Annotated in this window: 22 protein-coding genes and 1 pseudogene; 5 read left to right on the plus strand and 18 right to left on the minus strand. The window is 65.6% G+C overall.

Features of this window, described 5'->3' with window-relative positions; all coding sequences use genetic code 11:
- The first annotated feature begins 141 nt into the window (after window positions 1–141).
- Window positions 142–1,446 (plus strand): MFS transporter, encoded by a 1,305-nt coding sequence (locus tag KSS95_RS22210; RefSeq protein WP_217849652.1) that lies wholly within the window; start codon window positions 142–144, stop codon window positions 1,444–1,446.
- A gap of 113 nt (window positions 1,447–1,559) precedes the next feature.
- Here the strand turns inward: KSS95_RS22210 and purT are convergent, their stop codons facing one another.
- The 5 genes from purT to KSS95_RS22235 all read right to left on the minus strand — a co-directional run bounded on the left by purT (window position 1,560) and on the right by KSS95_RS22235 (window position 4,876).
- Window positions 1,560–2,741, minus strand: a complete 1,182-nt coding sequence (gene purT / locus KSS95_RS22215; RefSeq protein ID WP_217849654.1) for a formate-dependent phosphoribosylglycinamide formyltransferase — start codon at window positions 2,739–2,741, stop codon at window positions 1,560–1,562.
- 74 nt (window positions 2,742–2,815) lie between these two features.
- On the minus strand, window positions 2,816–3,283 hold the full coding sequence (locus KSS95_RS22220) for a VUT family protein (RefSeq protein WP_217849656.1): 468 nt from the start codon (window positions 3,281–3,283) through the stop codon (window positions 2,816–2,818).
- Between the two features lie 212 nt (window positions 3,284–3,495).
- Window positions 3,496–3,693, minus strand: coding sequence for a DUF1289 domain-containing protein (locus KSS95_RS22225; RefSeq protein ID WP_217849658.1), 198 nt, complete (start codon window positions 3,691–3,693; stop codon window positions 3,496–3,498).
- Window positions 3,686–4,210, minus strand: coding sequence for a gamma carbonic anhydrase family protein (locus KSS95_RS22230; RefSeq protein ID WP_217849659.1), 525 nt, complete (start codon window positions 4,208–4,210; stop codon window positions 3,686–3,688). The genes KSS95_RS22225 and KSS95_RS22230 overlap by 8 nt, the downstream gene beginning before the upstream one ends.
- 66 nt (window positions 4,211–4,276) lie before the next feature.
- The gene (locus KSS95_RS22235; protein WP_217849661.1) at window positions 4,277–4,876 is read right to left on the minus strand and encodes a CoA pyrophosphatase; all 600 of its coding nucleotides are present in this window, start codon (window positions 4,874–4,876) and stop codon (window positions 4,277–4,279) included.
- A gap of 136 nt (window positions 4,877–5,012) precedes the next feature.
- Here KSS95_RS22235 and KSS95_RS22240 point away from each other — a divergent pair, with 136 nt between their 5' ends.
- From KSS95_RS22240 to KSS95_RS22255, 4 genes are all read left to right on the plus strand, one after another.
- Window positions 5,013–5,567: an NUDIX hydrolase gene (locus KSS95_RS22240; RefSeq protein ID WP_217849662.1), complete on the plus strand. Its 555-nt coding sequence runs from the start codon at window positions 5,013–5,015 to the stop codon at window positions 5,565–5,567.
- A gap of 20 nt (window positions 5,568–5,587) precedes the next feature.
- A complete protein-coding gene (locus KSS95_RS22245; RefSeq protein ID WP_217849664.1) occupies window positions 5,588–6,166 on the plus strand; it encodes a L,D-transpeptidase family protein in 579 nt (192 codons plus the stop codon).
- A 354-nt stretch (window positions 6,167–6,520) separates the two neighbouring features.
- Complete coding sequence (locus KSS95_RS22250) at window positions 6,521–8,194, plus strand: ShlB/FhaC/HecB family hemolysin secretion/activation protein (protein WP_217849666.1); 1,674 nt, start codon at window positions 6,521–6,523, stop codon at window positions 8,192–8,194.
- 31 nt (window positions 8,195–8,225) lie between these two features.
- Window positions 8,226–12,662 carry a two-partner secretion domain-containing protein gene (locus KSS95_RS22255; RefSeq protein ID WP_217849668.1) on the plus strand — a complete coding sequence of 1,479 codons (4,437 nt, stop codon included), beginning with the start codon at window positions 8,226–8,228 and terminating at the stop codon, window positions 12,660–12,662.
- 426 nt (window positions 12,663–13,088) lie between these two features.
- Here the strand turns inward: KSS95_RS22255 and KSS95_RS22260 are convergent, their stop codons facing one another.
- From KSS95_RS22260 to gspD, 13 genes and pseudogenes are all read right to left on the minus strand, one after another.
- Window positions 13,089–14,156, minus strand: coding sequence for a type VI immunity family protein (locus KSS95_RS22260; protein ID WP_217849670.1), 1,068 nt, complete (start codon window positions 14,154–14,156; stop codon window positions 13,089–13,091).
- A 137-nt stretch (window positions 14,157–14,293) separates the two neighbouring features.
- Window positions 14,294–14,451: pseudogene (locus KSS95_RS24945) on the minus strand (VgrG protein); the annotation flags it as partial.
- Entirely contained in the window at window positions 14,442–14,687 is a 246-nt protein-coding gene (locus KSS95_RS22265; RefSeq protein WP_217849671.1) for a hypothetical protein, read from the minus strand. The pseudogene KSS95_RS24945 and the gene KSS95_RS22265, both read right to left, overlap by 10 nt.
- A gap of 189 nt (window positions 14,688–14,876) precedes the next feature.
- Window positions 14,877–15,524, minus strand: coding sequence for a type II secretion system protein N (locus KSS95_RS22270; RefSeq protein WP_217849673.1), 648 nt, complete (start codon window positions 15,522–15,524; stop codon window positions 14,877–14,879).
- Window positions 15,521–15,907 (minus strand): type II secretion system protein GspM, encoded by a 387-nt coding sequence (gene gspM / locus KSS95_RS22275; RefSeq protein WP_217849675.1) that lies wholly within the window; start codon window positions 15,905–15,907, stop codon window positions 15,521–15,523. The genes KSS95_RS22270 and gspM overlap by 4 nt, the downstream gene beginning before the upstream one ends.
- The gene (locus KSS95_RS22280) at window positions 15,904–16,980 is read right to left on the minus strand and encodes a GspL/Epsl periplasmic domain-containing protein (protein ID WP_217849678.1); all 1,077 of its coding nucleotides are present in this window, start codon (window positions 16,978–16,980) and stop codon (window positions 15,904–15,906) included. Before KSS95_RS22280 ends, gspM begins: the two co-directional genes overlap by 4 nt.
- A complete protein-coding gene (locus KSS95_RS22285) occupies window positions 16,977–17,567 on the minus strand; it encodes a prepilin-type N-terminal cleavage/methylation domain-containing protein (RefSeq protein ID WP_217849679.1) in 591 nt (196 codons plus the stop codon). The genes KSS95_RS22280 and KSS95_RS22285 overlap by 4 nt, the downstream gene beginning before the upstream one ends.
- The gene (locus tag KSS95_RS22290) at window positions 17,564–17,932 is read right to left on the minus strand and encodes a type II secretion system protein (protein ID WP_217849681.1); all 369 of its coding nucleotides are present in this window, start codon (window positions 17,930–17,932) and stop codon (window positions 17,564–17,566) included. Before KSS95_RS22290 ends, KSS95_RS22285 begins: the two co-directional genes overlap by 4 nt.
- Window positions 17,929–18,366, minus strand: a complete 438-nt coding sequence (gspH, locus tag KSS95_RS22295) for a type II secretion system minor pseudopilin GspH (protein ID WP_217854060.1) — start codon at window positions 18,364–18,366, stop codon at window positions 17,929–17,931. The genes KSS95_RS22290 and gspH overlap by 4 nt, the downstream gene beginning before the upstream one ends.
- A gap of 145 nt (window positions 18,367–18,511) precedes the next feature.
- Complete coding sequence (gene gspG, locus KSS95_RS22300) at window positions 18,512–18,946, minus strand: type II secretion system major pseudopilin GspG (protein ID WP_217849683.1); 435 nt, start codon at window positions 18,944–18,946, stop codon at window positions 18,512–18,514.
- 14 nt (window positions 18,947–18,960) lie between these two features.
- A complete protein-coding gene (gene gspF, locus KSS95_RS22305; protein ID WP_217849685.1) occupies window positions 18,961–20,163 on the minus strand; it encodes a type II secretion system inner membrane protein GspF in 1,203 nt (400 codons plus the stop codon).
- A gap of 2 nt (window positions 20,164–20,165) precedes the next feature.
- Window positions 20,166–21,614 (minus strand): GspE/PulE family protein, encoded by a 1,449-nt coding sequence (locus KSS95_RS22310; RefSeq protein ID WP_217849687.1) that lies wholly within the window; start codon window positions 21,612–21,614, stop codon window positions 20,166–20,168.
- Complete coding sequence (gene gspD / locus KSS95_RS22315; protein ID WP_217854061.1) at window positions 21,614–23,563, minus strand: type II secretion system secretin GspD; 1,950 nt, start codon at window positions 23,561–23,563, stop codon at window positions 21,614–21,616. Before gspD ends, KSS95_RS22310 begins: the two co-directional genes overlap by 1 nt.

The raw sequence follows: 23,563 nt of genomic DNA on the forward strand, positions 1-23,563 counted from the left end.
TTCAACACCCCGAACAGCGCCCGCTCCCACCTATCCCCTGGGCTATCGTCAGTGACGCGACTCATAACAATTCGCTCCGGCTCCCGTGTGCCTGTCACATGGGCCGTGCCCCATGGAGCAACGACTGTCAGGGACCTTCGCATGACTACCAGCAGCACTTACGCCGAACCTGCCACGGCGGCCCCGGCCAACTCGCCTGCCCGGGTGGCCACCGCCAGCTTCATCGGCACCGCCATCGAGTTCTACGATTTCTATGTCTACGCCACCGCCGCCGCGCTGGTGATCGGCCCGGTGTTCTTCCCCTCCGGGTCCGGCACCGCGCAGATGCTCGCGGCGTTCCTCACCTTCGGCATCGCCTTCCTCGCCCGGCCCCTGGGCTCGGCGCTGTTCGGCCACTTCGGCGACCGCATCGGGCGCAAGTCGACCCTGGTGGCCTCGCTGCTGCTGATGGGCGTGTCCACCACGCTGATCGGCGTGCTGCCCGGCTACGACAGCATCGGCGTATGGGCGCCGATCCTGCTCTGCCTGCTGCGCTTCGGCCAGGGCCTGGGGCTGGGTGGCGAATGGGGTGGCGCGGCGCTGCTGGCCACCGAGAACGCCCCCGAGGGCAAGCGCGCCTGGTTCGGCATGTTCCCGCAGCTCGGCCCTTCGATCGGTTTTCTCGCCGCCAATGGCCTGTTCCTGACCTTGGCGCTGCTGCTCAGCGACGAGCAGTTCCGTGAGTGGGGCTGGCGTGTGCCGTTCCTGCTCAGCGCCGCGTTGGTGCTGGTGGGGCTGTATGTACGCCTGAAACTGGAGGAAAGCCCGGTGTTCGCCAAGGCGGTCGCTCGTCATGAACGGGTGAAGATGCCCGTGGTCGACCTGTTCGCCCGCTACTGGCTGCCGACCCTGCTCGGCGCCGCGGCAATGGTGGTGTGCTACGCGCTGTTCTACATCTCCACGGTGTTTTCGCTGAGCTATGGCGTGACCACGCTGGGTTACAGCCGCGAGACCTTCCTCGGCCTGCTGTGCTTTGCCGTGGTCTTCATGGCCCTGGCCACGCCGCTGTCAGCCTGGCTCAGCGACCGTTACGGGCGCAAGCCGGTGTTGATCGTCGGCGGCCTGCTGGCGATCGCCTCGGGCTTTACCATGGAGCCGTTGCTGACTTCGGGTTCGACCACCGGCGTGGCGCTGTTCCTGGCGATCGAGCTGTTCCTGATGGGGGTGACCTTCGCGCCCATGGGCGCGTTGCTGCCGGAGCTGTTCCCGACCCATGTGCGCTACACCGGTGCCTCGGCGGCGTACAACCTGGGCGGAATCGTCGGCGCCTCGGCGGCACCGTTCTTTGCCCAGAAGCTGGTGAGCATGGGCGGGTTGAGCTGGGTGGGGGGGTATGTGTCGGTGGCGGCGGTGATCAGCCTGATTGCTGTGTTATGCCTTAAAGAGACTCGTGATACCGCGCTTTGACCCCTGGGGCTGCTCTGCAGCCCAATCGCGACACAAGGCCGCTCCTACAAGGGTGATGCGATCCCTGTGGAGCGGCCTTCGCGAAAGGGGCGCGAAGCGCCCCCAGCAGCAGATCAGAACTCGACCTTGACCGCCTGCGAAGCGCGGGTCGCCTTGGCTCGCGCGGCCTCGACCGACGCGTCGCGCGCCAGGCACACGCCCATGCGGCGCGTGCCATTGATTTCGGGCTTGCCGAACAGGCGGATGGCGGTGTCCGGTTCGCTCAGCGCCGCACCGAGGTTGGCGAAGCGGGTCTGCTGCGACTGGCCTTCAGGCAGGATCACCGCCGAGGCCGATGGACCGAACTGGCGCACCACCGGGATCGGCAGGCCAAGAATCGCCCGGGCATGCAGGGCGAACTGCGACAGGTCCTGGGAAATCAGGGTCACCAGGCCGGTGTCGTGCGGGCGCGGCGATACTTCGCTGAACCACACCTGGTCGCCCTTGACGAACAGTTCCACGCCAAACAGGCCACGCCCGCCCAGGGCGTCGGTGACCGCCTGGGCCACCCGCTGCGACTCGGCCAGGGCCTTCGGGCTCATGGCCTGTGGCTGCCAGGACTCCTGGTAGTCGCCCTTCTCCTGGCGATGACCGACCGGGGCGAGGAAGGTAGTGCCGCCGACATGGCGCACGGTCAGCAGGGTGATTTCGTACTCGAAATCGATGAAGCCCTCGATGATCACCCGGCCCTTGCCGGCGCGACCGCCCTCCTGGGCATAGTCCCAGGCCTTGCGCAGGTCATCGGTGCTGCGCAGCAGGCTCTGGCCCTTGCCCGACGAACTCATCACCGGCTTGACCACGCAGGGGTAGCCCAGGTCCGCGACCGCCTTGCTGTAGTCCTCGAAGGTATCGGCGAAATGGTACGGCGAGGTCGGCAGGTCCAGCTCTTCGGCAGCCAGGCGGCGGATGCCTTCGCGGTTCATGGTCAGCTGGGTGGCGCGGGCGGTGGGCACCACGTTGAAACCCTCGCTTTCCAGCTCGACCAGGGTGGCAGTGGCGATGGCTTCGATCTCGGGGACGATGTAATGCGGCTGCTCCGCCTCGATCACCGCACGCAGGGCAACCCCATCGAGCATGTTGATCACGTGGCTGCGGTGCGCGACCTGCATGGCCGGGGCATTGGCGTAGCGGTCCACGGCGATCACCTCGACGCCCAGGCGCTGCAACTCGATCACCACTTCCTTGCCCAGCTCGCCGCAGCCGCACAGCAGTACACGGGTCGCGGTGGGCGACAATGGGGTTCCGATACGGGTCATTTCAGGTCCTCGAAGGCGTCCGGGGCCGCGCCACGCTGGCTGCCGCCCGCTGAAAAATGGACCGCCATTCTACATCAGGATGCCGCCAGCGCGCGCCGTGCGCGCCAGGCCATGATCAGCCACACCACGGTGACCCCGGCGAACTTCGAGGCCAGGGCGGTACCGATCACCGCCGGGGTCAGCGCGCCGATCATGCCGAAGAAGATGAAGGTATCCACCGGGATGCTCAGCGCCGAGCTCAGCCACAGGCGATCCCGCAAGGGGCGACGGGTGATGCTGAACACCAGCCAGTCGATCAGCTCGGAAACGAAGAACGCCGTGGCGCTGGCCAGGGCGATGGCGGGCTCCGAGGTGGCGTAGGAAAGTACCAGCGCCACCAGCATCGCCAACAGCGCGCCATGGCCGTAGCGGGTCTGCACCATGTCGCGCAGGATGAACACCAGGCCGCCCCAGGCGGACCAGATCACGTCCAGGTGCGGCGCGCTGGAGAAGGCGTAGTTGATCAGCACCACGCTGCTGATGTAGGCGATGAGATAGAACATGGTCTGGGTATTCAGGTGGGCAAGCCGATCAGAGTAGCGTCGGGCCTGCCACTGGACAAGCCCGCGCGCCCTTGCTGGCGCCTAGGCTCTGTACGACAAGCCTTGATACTCGTTCATGCTGCGTTGAAAACCGCCTCGCAATGCTCATGTACGCCAGTACACTGCGCTTGCTCGGCTGTTTTCGCCTTGCCTGACCTTCGTCTCAAGACTTTTCATACAGAGCCTAGTATCAAGCCAGCGGCGACCGCACGCTCGTGGCAAAGCTTGAGCACGGCGCGACGTTGCGTATTGTCCATGCGCCCCCAACGGCTGATCTCGTCCACCGTGCGTTGGCACCCGGTGCAGATATCCTGCTCGTCCAGCGCGCAGATGCTGACGCAGGGCGAGGCCACGGGCCGTTCGTCAGTCATCGTCGCCCACCAACTCGCGGGCATAACGCTGGGCGTTGTGCACGTAATGGGCGGCGCTGGCCTCGAGCATGCGCTTTTGCTGCTCGGTCAGCTCGCGCACCACCTTGCCCGGCGAGCCCATCACCAGCGAACCATCGGGGATTTCCTTGCCCTCGGCGATCAGCGCGTTGGCGCCAATGATGCAGTGCTTGCCGATGCGCGCACCGTTGAGGATCACCGCATTGATGCCGATCAGGCTGTAGTCGCCCACGTCGCAGCCATGCAGCATGGCGTTATGGCCGATGGTCACGCCCTTGCCGATGTTCAGCGGCGAGCCCATGTCGGTGTGCATCACCGTACCGTCCTGGACGTTGCTGTCCTCGCCGATGTCGATCAGCTCGTTGTCGCCGCGCAGCACCGCGCCGAACCACACGCTGGCACGGGCCTGCAGGCGCACCTTGCCGATCAGCGTGGCATTGGGCGCAGCCCAGCTGGTGGGGTGGGTCTCGACGCGCAGGTCGCCCAGGCGGTATTTCATGTCTCGCTCCTCACGGTATAAGGCTTTTCATACAGAGCCCAAGGCCAGTGGCGGGGTCGGCCCCGCTCAGTACTTGATGAAACGCTCGGGGGGTTGGTGCAGGCTGATGCCGGCATCGAACAACAGGTTGACCAGCTCGACGATCATGATCGCCGACAGCCCCCAGATCTTGTAGTCGCCGTAACGGTAGCTGGGCACATACCAACTGCGGCCCTGGTAGTCGATACGGTGGGTGTGGTCGCGTGGGTCCTGGCGGAAGAAGGCCAGCGGCACGCTGAAGACTGCGGCGATTTCCGCATCGTTGGCGCGGTACTCGACGTAGTCGGGGATCAAGCCGACGAACGGTGTCACCTTCAGCCCATGCAAGGACACCAGCGGGCTGAGCGGCCCGACCACCTCGACCAGCCCAGGCGGCAGGCCGATTTCCTCCTCGGCCTCGCGCAGGGCGGTGAACACCAGGTCTGGGTCCTCCGGGTCGCGCCGGCCACCGGGGAAGGCTACTTCGCCACCATGGGTGGACAGCCCCTTGGCGCGCAAGGTCAGGACCAGCTCGGGCTCTTCGCTGCGGGTAATGGGCAGCAGCACCGCCGCTTCGGGGAAACGGCGGTCCGTCTCCAGTGACGCGGGGGTATGGTTGCTCATTCGGCGAAGAAGCTCGTCCAGCATTACGCACTCTCGATTCCAAGGCCTGCCCTGCATGATGCACCAAAGCCGCAAGGCACCCAAGCCCCGACCGGGGGGCGCTTGCGGTGGCCAGGCCGGGCGCGCCAAGATAGCCCGACCCCACAGGAATGAATAAAGCATGAAATTCTGCAGCGCGTGCGGCCAACCGGTCACCCAGCGGATCCCCGAAGGCGACAGCCGCCTGCGGTATGTCTGCGACCACTGCCAGACCATCCATTACCAGAACCCCAACATCGTCGCCGGGGTACTGCCCACCTGGGGCAGCCAGGTGCTCCTGTGCCGGCGCGCCATCGAGCCACGCCGCGGCTTCTGGACCCTGCCCGCCGGTTTCATGGAGAACGGCGAGACCCTGGAACAGGCCGCCCGTCGCGAAACCGTCGAGGAAGCCTGCGCCCGGGTCGCTGAAACGCACCTGTACCAGCTGTTCGATCTGCCGCACATCAACCAGGTGCACGTGTTCTTCCGCGCCGAACTCAGCGACCTGGACTTCGCCATCGGCGTCGAGAGCCTGGAGGTGCGCTTGTTCGAGGAACAGCAGATCCCGTGGGCCGAGCTGGCTTTCCGCACCGTCACACGCACACTAGAATGCTATTATCGCGACCGCATCAGGCAGCACTACCCGATTGGCCATGAATACCTGCCGCCGATGAACGTCGCGTCGTCCACCACCTAAGTTTTCAGGGATACGGTTTCATGCGCTGGCTGCTCGCCCTCTTCTGCCTCAGTGTCGCCTCGGTGTCGCAAGCGGCCTTCACCGAGACCATCATCCGCAAGACGCCTTCGGCGCAGCCGTCGCCGGTGCAGCCGTCGCCGGTGCAGCCGGCCGCCACTGCCGCGCCGCAGGAGCGCCTGATCGACAAGGTGCTGGTGATCAAGTCCGAGCGCCGCCTGCAACTGATCAGCCGTGGCGAGCCGCTCAAGACCTACCGCATCTCGCTGGGCAAGCAGCCCAAGGGCGCCAAGGACCGCGAGGGCGACAAGAAGACCCCTGAAGGCCTGTACTGGCTGGACTGGCGCAAGGTCAGCGACCGCTACAACCTGGCCATGCACATCTCCTACCCGAACATCAGCGATGCGGCCAAGGCGCGCAGCGAGGGGGTCGCCGCCGGCAGCATGATCATGATCCATGGCACGCCGATCAACGAGGAGTACCCGGAATGGTACTTCCACACCCTCGACTGGACCGAAGGCTGCATCGCCATGCGCAACGACGACATGCGCGAGGTCTGGAGCATGGTCAAGGACGGGACGATGATCGAGATTCGCCCCTGAGGCTCGAGCAAGCTGGCTGATCAGGCGCTTGGGCTTGCAACCGATGTCGATGCCCAGGCCAGACCCGATGAGCGGTACCAAGTGAGCGCAATTGCCACGGCACGGCAAGCCCCCCTGCCCTGCACACCAGGCGCGGGCAGCCACTGTGGGCCATCGGCCTCGCGACTGCCTGCCCAGGCGTAGACCCGTGGTTTCAACCCCTGAGCCGCCCCGGCAACTTGCCGAAACTTCCCACGCAAAACACTCCGCCTTAGTACAGGCCCCATGTGCATTTGACACATTCAAACAGGTGATCGTTTTTTTAGAGTTCTCGCATGCCATTCGTAGCTTCCTACAGCATTTTGCGAGACCTCTATGCCATCACGGGATACAGCCCACAAAGCCTTCCTATGTGCCGTTTTCGCACTATGGCCCTTCACCGGCGCCCAGGCTGACCCCGCCAGCCAACAGTTGCGTGAACAACAGCAATTGCTGCGCCAACAGGAACAGCTGCAACAACTGCAACGCTGGCAGCCCGTAACCACGCTCGAGCCCCCCGACGCCGGGCCTGGCGACCCGCGACCAGCGGCACACTGCTGGGCGATCACCGATGTGCGCCTGACCGGCAACCACACACTTTCCCAGGATCAGTTGGCACCCACGCTGCGAACGCTGTCGCGGCCCTGCATGACGGTTGCCGACCTCGAACGACTGCTCAGGGCAGTGACCCTGCGTTACGTGCAAGCGGGCTATCCGACCAGTCGGCCTTACCTCGCGCGCGCCCCCAGGGACCACGCCCCCCTCGATATCGTCGTCATCGAAGGCTTCGTGGAAACCCTTGAGCTGGCCGCCGCCGACCTGCCGTTGTCGCTGTCCGGAGCCTTTGCCGGCATGCTCGGAAAAGCCCTGTACCTGCCCGATCTCGAGCAAGGGCTGGATCAGCTCAACCGGCTACGTGCCTACGAGCTGGGCATCGAACTGCTGCCTGGTGAGCAGCCAGGCGGCACCCGGGTGGTACTCACGCCTTATCGGGTCACCTCCCGCTGGCACCTCGACGCACGCCTGGACAACCACGGCAGCGCCCTGACCGGCCGCCACCGCCTGAGCCTTGGACTGGGCCTGGACAGCCCGCTGGGCCTGAATGACGAACTGCGCCTCTCGATACTCGCCAGCGGTGTCGCCACACCTGGCCAAAGCATGGGCGCCAGCCTGCACTACAGCCTTCCCCATGGCCCCTGGAGCTTTTCCCTGAACGCCAGCCAGATGCGCTACCGCGCGCCTGTACCACAGACTCGCCTCACCAGTTCAGGGCACAGCGAGGTCTTCGCTTTTGGCAGCGAACGCATGCTCTGGCGCAATCAGCACAGCCTGCTCAGCGCCAGTGCACGGCTCGAGCGAAAACAGCTGCTCAGCCGTATCGGGCAGGCTGTCATTGCCCAGCAAAGCCCGACCCTGACCAGCGTGGAGACCGGCCTCAACCTGCTCTGGCTCGAGCATGGGTTGTGGAATTTCTACCTGGGGGTGAGTCGCGGTACAGACTGGCTCGGTGCTGACCGGCCAACGCCCGGCACCCGAACCCCACGTCCGGACTTCACCAAATACCGCGCCAATCTGCTGCACCTGCGCCAAGGCCCGGTGCATTTGCCCTGGCGCTGGCAGAGCGAGCTGACCCTGCAGCACAGCCGTGAGCTGCTGCCAGCCGTCGAGCAGTTGCAGCTCACCGCCCCTGCGAGCGTTCGTGGCTTTCGCCAACACAGCGTGGCCGGTGCCGATGCCGCCGTGTGGCGCAACACCCTGAGCCAACCGCTGGCGCGCCGCTGGTCCCTGCCCCTGGAGATTCGCCCGATGGTCGGGCTTGACCTGGGCTGGGCCCGCTTCGCCCGCGACAGCCCTTCGCAGCGCCTTGCCGGGGCCACAGCGGGCATCGAGCTGAGCCTGCCACAAAGTCGCCTGCGCCTGGATTACCAGCGTGCGCTCCATGCCAGCGATCTACCCCACAAGCGCCTCGAGGAAGGCTTCTGGGCCATGGAATGGACCCTCGCCATCTGACACCGCCTCCCACATCGAAGAGACCTCTGCCATGCCTCCAACCTTTTCCCTGCCGCCCGCTGCCAGGCCGGACACGCTGCGCAAGGCGATCCTTGTCGCCCTGTTGGGCACCACCCAGGCCCAGGCTGCCCTGCAAGCCACCGAAGGCGCCACTGGCACGCCGTTCATCGACCATGGCCACGGCGTGCCAGTGATTCAGATTACCGCGCCCAATGGCCAGGGCCTTTCCCATAACCGGTTCACCGACTACAACGTCGGTGTGCAAGGCCTGGTGTTGAACAACGCCCTGGAAGCCGGGCAATCGCAGCTGGCCGGGCAACTGTCCGGCAACCCCCAGTTCCAGGGCACCGCAGCCACGACCATCCTCAATGAAGTGGTGTCGCACAAGGCTTCGTTGATCGAAGGGCCTCAGGAAATCTTCGGCCAGCGTGCCGATTACCTGCTCGCCAACCCCAATGGCATCACCGTCAACGGCGGCCGCTTCATCAATACCGCCACCGCCAGCCTGGTGGTCGGCACCCCCGTCTTGCAAGACGACAAGCTGCACCATCTTTCCACCGAGCAGGCCACGGGCTCCCTGCAGATACAGGCACGCAACGCTATCGACAATGGCCTGCACAACCTCGACGGCGCCCTGCATCTGATCGCGCCGCGCCTGGACAGCACAGGCCACCTCGCAGCGAAGGACGACCTGCAGATCGTCGTCGGGCGTAACCATGTCGACAGCAGCACGGCCCAAACCCTCCACACCGTCCAACCCGAGACGGCCCGTATCGATGCACAGCTGCTAGGCGCCATGAGCGCGGGACGCATTCACCTGAAGAGCACCACCCTGGGCGCAGGCGTACGCATGGCGCCGACCTGGGTCACGTCGAACAGCGACATCACCCTCGACTCGGCAGGGGCACTGACGATCGCAGGCGAGCCTGATCGTCCCGTGTACCTGGATGCCCAGGACGGCGCATTGCGCCTTACCAGCACCGATGACCTGCAGCTGACATCCGTAGGCGGCCGGGCGCAGCACATCAGCATCGACTCGGGCCATAAGCTGAGCGTCGCAGGATCGGTTCTCGATCGCCGCCAAGCCCCTGGGCGCGACCACCCGCCAGCAGCTGTCGAGCCCCTCGAACGGTATCAGGTCAACCAACTCAGAAGCACCGGCGACATCAGCCTGAAATCCGTGGCTGACATGGAACTGACCGCAGCCCAGCTGTTGGCCGAGGGGACCTTGCGGCTGCAAAGCGAGGGGGCTGTGCAAATCGTCGCGGGGCGCCACGACCAGCGCAGCGAAAGTCCGCTCGGCGAACAGCACCAGGTCCACACCCGGCAAACTGCCACAGGCAGCCGGTTGCTGAGCAAAAACATGGAGATCGAGGCGACGGACGCCCTCATCGTCCGTGGCAGCCTTCTCGATAGCCTCGAGGCGCTGACCGCCAAGGCCGAGACAGTGACGCTGGAGCATCAGCCGCTGCTTGAAGGCCCGGTGGGGGCGTTCGATACCCACCACGATGCCCCCTACACCTGGAGTTCCACCCCCAGCGCGGTTCGCGCCCGGAACCTGGCCATCCACGGCGGACAGATCAGAATCGCCGGGAGCCATTTGACCAGCTACGGCGACACCCACCTGGAAACCAGCACCGGACCGCTGCTGCTGGAAAGCGTTGCCACGCTCAGCAGGTCAAGCCAGTTCACCCCTGGCAAGACACTCTTCGGCAAGTCGATCGGTCATCAGACGACACAGACCACCCACACCCAGGCACACCACAGCACGGTGCAGTCACAAGGCAGCCTGACACTGCAGAGCGCCGGCGAATTACGCGTACACGGCGCCGACCTCAAGGCCAACCGCGACCTGCGCTTGCAGGCCAACGGTGCGCTGACCCTCGACAGCAGCACATCGAGCCTCAAGAGCAGCCACTCGATCCTGGATCCGGGTTTCACCGCGGGCATCCGGCAGACGCTGGACCCTCAGGATGGCAAGCCTGGCTCCCGTCAGTGGGAGCTGTATGCCGGTGTCGAGCGCCCCGAGCAGACCATTTCGAAAACCGAAATCACGCAGAACCCCAGCACCGTCGAGGGATCGACCGTGAGCCTGCACAGCGGCGTCCTGGTGCAGGCCAATGGCGCCAGGATCATCGCTGGCAACGGTGACCTTGACGTGAAAGGCCCGACCGTCTCACTGGGCGCCGCCTACCACGAGCGCGAGGGCGAGCTGCACCTGAGCAACCTGGGGACAGGCCTGGCACTGAGCGCAGGTGTGGAGCGCCTGGGAAATGCCTGGGAAGGCAGGCGCGAAAACCAAATGTCGCATGCCCGCCAGCGCACGGCGCTGGGCAGTGAACTGCTGGCCAGCGGCAACATCACCATTGCCAGCGACACACTGCTCACGCAGGCGAGCGCTATCAAGGCCGGCGCCGCACTGCAGATCGACACCGGCAACATCGCCAACCGCACCGCGCAAGAGGTCGTGGAACGCTCGAGCCTGATCGACAAATGGCGGGCCAGTATCGGTGCCAGCCTGGAGTATTTCGGCTTGACCAAGCCAGTGCTCGAGGTCATCGACGGCAAGCCCGCCGATCGCTTCCAGCAGGCCTCCATCGAAGAGGCGCTGTCGCCTCCCTCCGTGGGCGTGGATGCCACCTGGCGCATGAAGAATCGCCTCGACTTCGAACGTGACACGCGGGCCAAGGCAAGCGAACTGAGCGGCGCGACGATCAAGGTCAACGCCGCGGTCATCGACGACCAGGGTACTGCCTGGCGCGCCAGCACCGGCACCCTCGACATCACGGCGCGACAGCACCACCAACTGGCCGCCAGGCACAGCAGCGAACGCAACGTGACTAACCTGGATGCCAGCGCCGACCTGCGCGTGGACACTGTGACCGGCAAAGATGTCGGTATACGCATCGCAGGCAAGGGCTCGGCCCTGGACAGCCTGAAATCGACCAGCACCGCCGTGGCCAGCAGCCTCGAAGGGCAAGCAGGCGTCGCACTCACGCTCGAGGGGGATGGCCTGTACGAAGGTAGCCGGATCGTCGCAACGGACGGCAAGGTGATGATACGCAGCACGGGTAACCTCGCCTTCACAGCAGCCGCTGACAGCAGTGGCTCAAGCGACGCGGTACAGACCGGCAGCGGCCGCATCAAGCTCAGTAGCAAGCCAGGCGAACAGGGCGGCGAAGTACGCGGCTATCTGGACCTGAGCAAGAAGTACAACACCGCGACCACTGCCAAGGTGGCGCAGATCGATGCCAAGGACGAAGTCCTGATCAACAGCCGTGGCGAACAGTCCCATCAGGGCACGCGCATCGACAGTGAACAAGCCATCAGCCTCTACAGTGGTGGACGCTTGGCCATCACCGAGGCCCGCCATGCCCAGCAAGCCGACGGCAATCGCCACGACGGCGGATTCGAGCTGCTCGCCAAGCTCGGTGCGACGCAGGGAGGCGGGCTGGGCGGTCACCTTGGCCAAGGCAGCCTGGCTGAGAACGACAGCCAGGCTGTGGGGGCAATCTTGAACGGCGCCGGCAACCTGACCCTCAGCAGCCGTGCGCAAGATGACCAGGCCCTGCACCTGCGCGGGCTGCAGGCTTCATCCGCGCACCTCGAGTTGCATGCGATCAATGGCGGCATGCTCATCGAAGCTTCGGACAACCGGGAGCTTCATGACAGCCTTGATGTCACTGGCGGGCTTGGCCTGCTGAGCACCACGGGCAAGACCGACACCCGCGGAGTCTTCGCCCGTGCCAAGGTCGAACTGGACCGGCGCGACAACCAGATGTGGAACGCCAGCACCTTGAAGGCCAACCGCATCGATCTGTTCAGCAACGGTGATACCCGCCTGGAAGGCGTCAGCCTGCACGCCGACTCCATCGACGCCAATGTAGGGGGCGACCTGCGCCTGGCCAGCCGCCAGGACGATGTCGATACGCTGGTGGTGAAAACCGACCTCGGCGCTAGCCATGAAAAGAACCCCCAAGGCTTCCTGACCGCAATCAATGCCCTCGGCGGGCGCTGGGGCAAGGATGCCAAGGAGCAGTTGGGCAACCTGCCACAGCAAGCCCTCCATGGCACCTTGATGATCGACGTGCAGCGGGAAGTACGCGACAACGTGGCGCACCAGGCCGTCATCGCGGCCAGCAACGGCATGAAGCTGAACGTTGGCGGCAGCGTGCAACTGATAGGCGCCCGCCTGGAATCATCTGAAGGTGATGTCACACTTGGAACGAGCCCCCTATCCACAGAGACATTGGCAGGCAGCAACTTCCATCGGGCAGTGTCGGTCGACCTGACCAACCACTTGCCGGAACTGGCCCTGATGGTTGCCAGCAACGCTCAGGAACAGCCAGCGGCCAAAGGGCAAAGCCCGCTGGACCTGCTGCTGTTCAAGACCAGCGGCCATGACCGCGATGCTCAATGGTCGTCCCATGTCAAGGGCCAGACTGACACCCTGGCAGACGCGATCTGAGATCGAATGCGCACAAGGGCGGATGATGCCGGACCATCAACTGGCGGTCCCGCGTCCCAACCGGTCTTGCTGAACCGGCCATTGCCCAGCACAGAGCACAGGCGTCGGTGCTCAACCCGCCATCAACCCCAAGCCCGCAAAGGCCTGTCCTGCTCACGCATGACAGGCCTTTGCTTGCTATGCCTGCAAACGTCTCGCTACCCAGCGCCTTGCTGTTCCAAGGCTCTGTATGAAAAGCCTTGATACTCGGTGATGCTGCGTTGAAACAGCCTCGGAATGCTCATTTACAACCCGTAGAGTCGTGCACGACTCCGACCGTTCTTCGGCTGTTTTCGCCTTGCCTGACCTTCGTCTCAAGACTTATCGTACAGCCCCTAACATCGGGGCATCGACTAGTGGGGTTTGCCTGGCACAGAGGCAAGGAAATCATCCAACTGCCTCTTGTTGCGGGCAGTTTCCTCCCGCTCGGCTTGCGATACCCAGCGGTATTGAAGCGGGGTCACGGGGAGCGCGGCTCCCGACGGCAAATCGAAGCGCCTGAGCCAGGCGTTGCTCAAAAACTGATTCATCCGCACCTCCCCTGCAATGGAGCCATAGTGCAACGCCCCCAGATCCGCTACTCGCAGGCACTTGATAGTCTCGTTGACTCTCACATATGTGCTCAGGTCGCTCATCGACTCCGACTTTCCACAGCACCGGCCAATCGCCAGCCCGAATCAGCGTGCCTGAAGGCAATGCGTGGACGCCAATTCTTGTATCATTCAACGCCTTCGACAGCTCGTCATGTGTGCCTAACTTGCGCACCCACGCGCCATTGAGATAGCTATACCAATTCAAATTGCTATAGCCCGCCCGCCAGCCTGGATGCCCCCGAGGTCGAACGATATCCAGCCCTTGATAAGCGTTCGCTACCTCGAACTCGATATGCTGAAAGTCCTCCCACTGGTAGGTATGTTGTACGCCCAGGCCAGCCGCCGCATGCAAGGGTTCAAGCAAACGGCACATTTCATTGAGCAACTCATCAAATCGCGCCTTTCTTCCCTCAAGGATTTCCTCTACAGGCAGATAAAATCGCAAGGTCGTCAGGCTACCGTGGATGTCCTCCATCCAACCTGCAGGCGAATAGCCATCGATCATGTAGTCCGGTACTGTTGCAAAACCCTCCGCAGAGGCCCAGCGAAAGGCAAGCGGCTCAGCGAATCCATCTCCCGCCAAGTAGGCCGGCGTCACCTTCGCGTTTTGTGCTGAATAGTCATGCACCTGCAGGTCATCGGCACCTATGTATCCCCACTTCAGATGCGCACCGTGGTGACGGCAAAAAATATCCACGGCCTGGACAATCCGCTGCCGCCCTTCAGGCGTATAGGCTTTTGTGATGTGAAAGGCAGCCACGAGCCCCACATTGATAACGACGGCCTCTTCGTCCAATTCGTCGTAATAAACGAAGTCCTCACGCCAGCGCTCAAATGCATCAACAAATAATTTTTCATTCATCAATGTTCACCGTTGCATTCTCCCAGAGGACATATGACGTTGCAGAATCCGACAGTTGATAGTCGCGCCAATCCGTTGTTCCACGCGCGTCGTTCCGGGTTCCTGTATCAGGTGCTGTAGCGAACGCAGGTGCGGGTGAACACTTCCTGTTGTCCCAGTTCATCTTCAAAACGGAGCTCATTGAAACCCTCCCCTTGTGAGTCTGGCTTTTGATGGTCATGCGGGTTTTGTGATCTGGCAGGTCATACGGCGGTAGCTGGTCGCCACAATAGGTACGCCCGATAATCATCGGCTGAACGTACTGATCAGGCCATGCACATGACGCAAGGGACGTTCACCGGCATAAATGGTGAACAGCGCTGGCTGATCGAGCAGAAGACTAAAATCGACGTCGTCTTCAAAGCTCATCAACTGCAGGTTCAACGTGAACGGTGCGCTGATCGCTTCATCCAGGCTGAATGAGACCACTTCAAACTCAACCGCCCCAGCCAAAGGCTGAAAACTGAAACGTAGATCTGACTGTCTGTACATTAGCCGTTCTTCCTGCATCGATCCGAAGAAGACGAGGCATCACAGACTAAGCAGGCAAAAGGCTTTTTTAAACAAACCAATCGGCTATTAATTGGCCCCAATCGCATGAAAACTCTTACAGCTCAGCAACAGTGCCAGCCCTTTCGAATTAATGGGTTCGAATAAATCGATAACGCCTTCGAGCACGACTCACCAACGCACCTCCCGCTGCCCCCGCAAGGCGTCCCCACCCAGCCACTGCACACTGCGCAACACCGGCGTCAGCGCCGCGTCAGGCTGCACCTCGATGTTCAAGCGCGCCCGCCGCGCCAGCAGGTCGGCATCCAGCGCCAGCACATGCTGCCCGGCTAGCCCCAGGTTGCCTGTCAATCGCCAGCCGCCCTGGCAGGTCATTTCGATCGCGCCTTGGCCCAGGCCCAGCGACCAGGGCTCGGCCAGGGCCAGGTCATTCACCGTGATACGCCCGCTCGCCGCCTGGCACTCCCGCCCCGCGCCCTGTACCTGCAACGCCCCTTGCCAGTGCCCGGCCAGACGATAGCCCTGCGTCGTGCTGGCTTGCCCACCCAGCGTCGCAAGGCCACCCTGCCAGCGCCAGGGCCAGCCGCTGACACGCGCCTGCCATCCCTGCCCCTGGAAGCTGAACGCGACATGCGCCTGCATGCGCCAGGGCTGCAGTTCCCAGCTCAGTGGTCCGACCGCTCCCCACTGGGTCGCCTGCCCCTGCCACAGGCTGCCGACCACGCCTTGCGCCGGCAGCCCCAGCCAACTGGCCGGCAGCTCGGCCAGCACAGCCAGGCAGAACACCAGGCACAGCCAAGCCGCGCCGCGCCGGGTCATGGCCGCACCTGAACAGCAAAGCGCAAGCCATCGGCTTCGCGCGCCAACGCCCACTGCAGCGGCTGCGCCCCCTCTTCACGCAGGGCTTGCAACCACGCTTGCAGGGCCTGGGCCTGGGTAACCTTGCCACGGACCTGCCAGCGCTCACCTTCGGCCTGTATCTCGTCCAGGCCGATGCCCCGCGCCTGGGCCGACTGGCGCAGACGCTCCAGGCTCAGCGCCTGCGGCTCGCGCAGCCCAGCCACCGACTCGGCCAGCACCCGCCACTGCTGCACGTCGCGCCAGTAGCCCAAGCCTTCGCGCAGCGCCAAGGCAACAAGCAGCAGCGCCACCACCCCCCACGCCAGTGGCAAGCGCTGGCGCTGCAACCATTGCCGATTCATGACGCTGCTCCCAGCTCGAACACCACCTGGCGCGCATCGTCCTCGACCCGCACCTGCGCGCCAACCGCCTCGGCCATCGCCTGCCAGGGCGCCGCTTCGCCCTCCCCGTCGAGGGACAACTGCCAACGCTGGCCGTCGTAGTCCAGCGCACGCAATCGCCAACCGGGGTGCTCGGCCAGCCAACCCTGCACCTGGGCCTGCAGGCCGTCGAGCTGGGCCAGACGCACCTGAGCGTCCTGCTGTTCCTCGCGCAGCCGCCTGAGGGCCTGGGCCGCCTGGCCTGGGGTGGCCCGCTTGCCGGTCAGCGCCAAGACCTGATCGCGGTAGAGCTGGGCCTGGCGCCACTGCTGGGTGCACCACAGCCCGCTCCAGGCGATGGCCAGCAGCAGGCAGGCCACTGCCAGGCGCTGCTGGGCACTCGACCAGCGCGGGCGCGCACGGATGCGGCGAGCCTCGAACAGGCCCGGCAGGCCATCGAGGCTGGCCAAGGTTCCCGGCCAGTTGCCCGTCACGCTGCGTCTGGCCCCTTGCAAGCCGTCCAGCGCAGGCATCACGCCCAGTTGCCCAGGCCAGGCCAGCCAATGTGCCCTGCCCTGCTCATCGCGCCCTCGATAGAGCGCCGTTTCCCCACGCTGCCACTGCCAGACCTCGCCCTGCTCGGGTTCGGGCAACAACTGAAACTCGGCCCAGCAGCGCTCCAGCGCCAAGCCCCATGCGCCGCATTGCCCACGCCATTGGGCCAACAGCAGGTTGCTGACCGCCCATAAGCGCAGTTCCCCGGCGTGGCGACCGATGCTCGCGCACGCCACCTCGTCGCTGGCCTGAACCAGCCGCTCTTCGAGCAGCAAAGGCCACTCCTCGCGCTTGAGCCCAGGCGGCGCGGGAAGCTGGAAATGGCTGCAATGCTCGCCGGGCACGATCAACGCCACCCGCGCCTCGAGCCCGCCCGGGGGTTGGCCCCGGCCTTGTCGCCCCGGCACGCCCTGCTCGACCAGCAACCAATCCCAGACCGCGCCGGGGCGTACCAGCAACCAGGGCCGGGCCGGTGCACGGCGTCGCCAATCAAGCTTCATGAACGCCCCCAAGGCAGAACGAAGGTACAGACATAGGGTGCTCCATCACGGACTAACTCCACGCGCACGCCACGTCCGGGGTGCGTCGGTTGATCGGAAGGCCAGGCCAGCCAGCGGCCAGACTGGTAATAGAGGACGCCCATGGCGCTGACCCGTTCCAGGCGCTCACGCACCACCCAGCGGGGCAGCGATGGCGCATACAGGTCCGCCGAGGTTTCCAGCAGCAGGCGTTGCTCGCGCGCCTCGAAACGCAGGCGCTGGCGCTGCAGGCGCGAACCGCCCTCGGCCTGCGGCCAGGCCGCGGCGGCCACCCACAGCAATTGCTGGCGGTCGGGCTGCCAGTCGAGCCAGCGCACCGCCAGCGGCAGGCGCTGCTCGTACAGACGCCGCAGCAGCGGGCTGTCGAAACGCCGCTCCAGGGCCAGGCAGAAGTCCAGTACGCCGGTTTCGCGAACCTGCTCATCGAGGCGCTCGCGCACCTTCAACCAGCCGTTGACCAACGCCGCCAACATCACGCCAAGCAAGGCCGTGAGGGCCAGCGCCAGCAGCAGCTCGATCAGGGTCATGCCCGCCTGGCGCCGCTTCATGGCCGCTCCAGGAAGACCGTGTACTGCCCCAGCGCCAAGCGCTGGTCGCGATCGCCATGCAGCAGCAGCTCGCCCCGACGCAAGTCGCGCACGCCGGTGCGGCGCAGCTGCAGTTGCCAATGGCAAGCCTGGCCACCCTGGCTCAACACGCCACTGTCCTGGTCGGCGGCCGGCCAGTACTGCTCGACCACGAAGCGCGCTTGCAGCTCCCGCGCGCACAACAGGCCCAGACGGTGCTGCTGCACGGTGTCCTGCACCGCCAGGCGTTGGCGCAGGACCTGGCTGGTGATCACCGCCAGCAGCGCGGCAATGCCCAGGGCCACGCTCACCTCCAACAAGGTGAAGCCCCGCTGCCTGCGGCTCATGGCAGCACGCTCACGCGCAACTGGCCGGCGCGGTCCCAGTCCCAGCGCCGGCCGCCCTCGGCCCAGCGCCAGCGCACCGTGCCCGGGCGGGCCCAGCCATCGGGGGTAAACAGCAGCGCCGGGGCCTGGCTGGCGGGCCAATCCGGGCGCAGGCCCTTGGGCCAGTCGCCTAGCGCCACGGTTTGCACCTGCCATCGATCACCTTGGCGCAGGACGAACTCGGGACGCTGGCCATTCCAGCGCAAGCCGCGCAAGTGGCCGGCATGCCGGGCCAGGTCGGCCTGGGCCAAGGTGCTGGCAGCCAGCCGGTCAAGCGCTTGGTCGACGCTGCTGCGACCACTGTCGAGCCAGGCCACCGCCAGGCTGGTCATCAGCGCGGCGATGGCCAGCACCACCAGCAGTTCGAGCAGGCTGAAACCACGCTGATGGCACAGCAACACCGGGGCTGCTTTGCAGCCCTTTCGCGACACAAGGCCGCTCGCACAAGGAAACGCGGTCGCCTGCAGGAGCGGCCTTGTATCGCGAAAGGGGCGCGAAACGGCCCCGACAACGCCAAGCCGGACACACACTCCCGTCACCTCAAAGCGCCCAGTTGCCCAGGTCGGCATCCAGCCCTTCGCCCCCGGGCTGGCCATCGGCGCCCAGCGAGTACACATCGACCCGGCCATGCTCGCCGGGCAGGCGGTACTGGTAGGGGGTACCCCATGGGTCCTCGGGCAGGCGGCGGATATAGCCATCGCTGCGCCAGCTGCGTGGCAGCGGTTCCTGGGTCGGCTTCTTCGCCAGCGCCGCCAGGCCCTGCTCGTTGCTGGGGAAACGCAGGTTGTCCAGGCGGTACATGTCCAGCGCCTGCTCCAGGGTCGCCAGGTCAGCCATGACCTTCTGTTTCATGGCCTTGTCCTGGTTGCCCAGCACGCTGGGCGCGACCACGGCGATCAGCAGGCCGATGATGAAGATCACCACCATGATTTCCATCAGCGTGAAGCCACCCTGGCGGTTGCGTCGTTGTTGCATGAGAAGTCTCCTTGTCACAGTTGCAGTCCCTGGTTGAGCTGCATGATCGGCAGCAGCACCGCCAGCACGATGAACAGCACCACGGCGCCCATCACCAGGATCATCAGCGGTTCGAACAGCGCCATGGCGGTGTCCACCTGGCGAGCGAAGCCGCGTTCCTGGTCGTCGGCCACCCGTTCGAGCATGTCGGCCAGGGTGCCGCTGGCCTCGCCGCTGCCGACCATGTTCACCAATAGCGGCGGAAACTGACGGGCGTTGTCCAGTGCCCGGTGCAGGCTGGTGCCGCCCTGCACCTGCCGGTGCACCTGGGCCATGGCGGCGCGGATACGCCGGTTGCCGACCGTCTCGGTGGCCACCTGCAAGGCCTCGAGCAAGGCCACGCCGCTGCCGCACAGAATCGCCAGGCTGCGGGCCAGCCGGGCGCTCTCCAGCACTTGCAGCAACACGCCGATACGCGGCAGGCGCAGCAGCCAATCGTCACGGCGCAGGCACCAGCGCGGCTTGCGCAGCAGCCAGCCGCCCAGCAGCGCAAGCAGTGTCGCCAGCACCAGCAGATAGGGACCGGCCTGCACCAGGCCCTGGCTCAGGCCGATCAGCAGCGAGGTGATCAGCGGCAGGCTCTGCCCGGAATGGGCGAACTGCTCGGTGAGCTTGGGCACCACGAACGTCATCAGGCCGACCACCACCGCCAGCGACACGCCCATCAGCACCACCGGGTAGATCAGCGCGGTGCGCGCCTTGTGGCGCTGGCGCTGCACCTGTTCGAGGTGGTCGGCCAGCCGGCTCAGCACCTGGCCAAGGCGCCCGGAGCGCTCACCGGCCTCGACCAGCGCGCAATACAACCCCGTGAACGGCGCGCCCTGCCGGGCCAGGCTGCGGGCCAGGCCCAGGCCTTCGGCCAGGGCACCGCGCAAGGCCAGCAGCACAGCGTGCAGCGCCGGCTGGCGCAGTTGTCGCTCCAGGGTGGCCAGGGCATCGACCAGGGGGATGCCCGCACCAACCAGGGTCGCCAGCTGGCGGGTCAGCTCGCACAACTGGGCCCGGCTCAGGCGCTGGCGGCGCGGTTGTGCCTGGTTGCCTTCGTGGCGCTGCAGGCTGCGCGCGAACAGCCCCTGCTCGCGCAGCAACTGCCGCGCATGGCGCTCGCTGTCGGCTTGCACGCAGGCCTTGTGTGGCTTGCCGTCGAGGTCCACGGCCTGGTAGCGATAGGTCGGCATGACTAACCCTGCACCACGCGCAGCACTTCGGCCAGGCTGGTTTCACCGCGGGCCAGGCAAGCGCTGGCCATCGCCAGCAGGCTCTGCCGGCGGCCGTCCAGATAGGCCTGCATGGCCAGTTCGCTTTCGCCGTCATAAAGCAATGCCACCAGCCCGGCATCCAGCTCGATGAATTCGTACAAGCCCAGGCGGCCGACATAGCCGCTGCCCTGGCAGTGCTCGCAGCCAACCGGGTGGTAGCTCTCGCCCAGGCTGCCAAGCTCCGGCCACAGCGCTCGCTCGGCACTTTGCAGTGGCTGCGCCACGGCGCAAGCACACAGGCGGCGTACCAGGCGCTGGGCCAAGACCCCGCGCAGGCAGGAAGCGATCAGGAACGGCTCGATTCCCATGTCGCGCAAGCGCGTCACCGCGCCCACGGCACTGTTGGTGTGCAGGGTCGACAGCACCAGATGCCCGGTGAGGCTGGCCTGCACGGCGATCTGCGCGGTCTCCTGGTCGCGGATCTCGCCGAGCATGATCACGTCCGGGTCCTGGCGCAGGATGGCGCGCAGGCCGCTGGCGAAGGTCAGCCCGGCACGCGGGTTGATGGCGGTCTGGCCAATGCCGGCGATGGCGTATTCCACCGGGTCCTCGACAGTGAGGATGTTGCGGCTGCCATCGTTGAGGCTGTTGAGGCCGGCGTACAGCGTGGTGGTCTTGCCCGAGCCGGTGGGGCCGGTGGACAGCACGATGCCGTTGGGCCGCGCCAGGCAGGCGCGCAGCCCGCGCAGCACGGCGGCAGGCATGCCCAGGTGGTCCAGCGCCAGCAGGCTGGCCTGCTTGTCGAGCACGCGCATCACCACCCGCTCGCCGTGGATGCCGGGCAGGGTCGAGACCCGCACGTCCACCTCGCGTCCGGCGGCGCGCAAGGTGATGCGACCATCCTGGGGCTGGCGTTTCTCGGCGATATCCAGCCGGGCCATGACCTTGATCCGCGACACCAGCATCGCCGACAGCGCCCGGGGCGGGCGCAGCACCTCGCGCAGGTGGCCATCGATGCGCAGGCGCACCACCAGGCTCTGCTCGAAGGTCTCGATATGGATGTCCGAGGCACGCAGGCGCAGTGCCTGGCCAAACAGGCCATTGATCAGGCGGATCACCGGCGCCTCGTCGTCGCTCTCCAGCAAGTCCTCGATACGCGGCATCTCGCTCATCAGGCTGTCCAGGTCGACCTGCTCGCCAATGCCTTCGATCAATGCCGCGGTGGCCGCTTCGCCGGCCTGGTAGAGCTGGCCCAGGCGCTCGTCGAAGGTCGCGCTGTCGAGCTGCTCCAGCGCACTGGGCTGGCCATGCACGCGCAGCAGCTCCTGCACCTGGTCGCTGTCGGCGTCGCCGCGCAGCCACAGCTGCCAGCCGCTCTCGGCCGGGGCCATGGCCACCCCGCTCTGGCGTGCCAAGCGATACGCCAGCATCACCAGTCACCGCCTTCGAGGCGCGCGCGGCTGGCGGGGAACACCTGCAACAGCGGCAGGCCCTCGGCCAGCGCTGGCAGCTTGAGCGGGGTGTTCTGCTGCAGGCTCCGGTACTTCTGCTGGCTCAGCCCGGCCAGGCTCTCGCCGTCGCGCAGGATGCGCGGACGGATGAACACCATCAGGTTCTGCTTGGTGTTCTTGCTGGCGTCGGAGCGGAACAGCCGGCCCAGGTAGGGAATGTCGCCCAGCAGCGGCACACGCTGGTTGCTGGTGCTCAGCTCGTCGCTGATCAACCCGCCGAGGATCACCAGGCCGTTGTCCTCGACCATGACCTTGGTCTTGATCTCGCGCTTGTTGGTGATCACGTCGCTGGCGGCGCTGGAGTCGGCGATCGACGACACCTCCTGGACGATGTCCAGGCGCACGCTGTCGTCGATGCTGATCTGCGGCTTGATACGCAGCTTCACCCCGACTTCCTTGCGCTCGATGGTCTGGTAGGGATTGGCGTTGTTCTGGGTGACAGAGCCGGTGACGAACGGCACCTCCTGGCCGACCAGGATCGACGCCTCGGCGTTGTCCAGGGTCAGCAAGGTCGGCGTGGACAGCAGGTTGAAGCCGCTCTTGCCCTTGAGTGCGTTGACCAGCATGGCGAAATTGAAGCCGCCACCGAAGTGGCCGATGCCGGCGGTGGCACCGGTGGTGGCCGCCAGCAGCTTGCCGAGCTTCTCGTTGTCGCCGCTGCTGGCGGCCCCGGCGATGCTGGCGATGTTTACCCCGTTGCCGCCGAAGTTGACGATGCCGGCGCCGAACTTCTCGTCGGCGAACAGCCATTGCACCCCCAGCTCCTGGGCGCTGCTGTCGGAGACCTCGGCGATGATCGCCTCAACCACCACCTGCGCCCGGCGAATGTCCAGTTGCTCGACGATGCTGCGGTAGGCGGCCAGCTCGCTGTCCGGGCCGACCATCACCACCGCGTTGGTGCCCTCCTCGTACTCCAGGCGAATGCCCGAGTCGCTGGCCGCGGGCACCGGCGCATCCTTGCCTTCGCCCTCGGTGGCCGGCACCGCGCCAGCCTGGCTCAGGCCACGCAGCACCTTGACCACTTCGGCGGCGTTGGCGTGGCGCAGGTAGATGACCTGGGTATTGCTGCTGCGCAGGCTGTCGCTGGGCCGGTCGAGCTGGGCCAGCAACACCCGCACCCGTTCGCGGCTGTCGGCGCTGCCGCGCACCAGCAACGCGTTGCTGCGCGGGTCGGCGACCACCTGGGCGGCATCGCTGCCCTGCTCGCGGGCCAACAGCCGGGTCAGCAACCCGGCGGTGTCGGCGGCGCTGGCATGCTTGAGCGCTATCACCTGCAGCGGCTCGTCGCTGACCTGGTCGAGCTGGCGCAGCAGGCTGTCGATACGCTCCAGGTTGCTGCGCCAGTCGGTGACCACCAACAGGTTGGCCGCCGGGTACGGGGTGATCACCCCGACCCGCGGGTCGATCAGCGGCTTGAGGATACCGAGCATCTGCTCGCTGGCGGCGTTGCGCACATTGAACACACGGGTGGCCACGCCGTCGCTGCCTTCGGCCTTCTTCCCAGCGGTTTCCACCGGCACCGGCTCCAGCCGCGCGGCCTGGTCGGGGACAATCTTCACGCTGCCGTTGGGCAGGTCCACGGCGGCGAAGCCCTGGGCGCGCAACTGGGCAAGGAAGATGTCGTAGATGGCGTCGGCGTCGTGGCGATCCACCGTGCGCACGGTGACCTTGCCCTGAACCCGCGGGTCGACGATGAAGGTGGTGCCGGTGATGCGCGACACGCTGTCGATGAACTCACCGAGCTCGGTGTCGACGAAGTTCACCTCGTACAGCGGCGTGCCATCGTCGGCGAACACTTCCGGCTCTTCGGCCTGGGCCAGGGATATGCCGAGCATCAGCAGCCCGGCCAGACAGTACCTTGCGATCAT

It is taken from the genome of Pseudomonas muyukensis, from assembly GCF_019139535.1.
GTDB classification, from domain to species: Bacteria; Pseudomonadota; Gammaproteobacteria; order Pseudomonadales; family Pseudomonadaceae; genus Aquipseudomonas; species Aquipseudomonas muyukensis.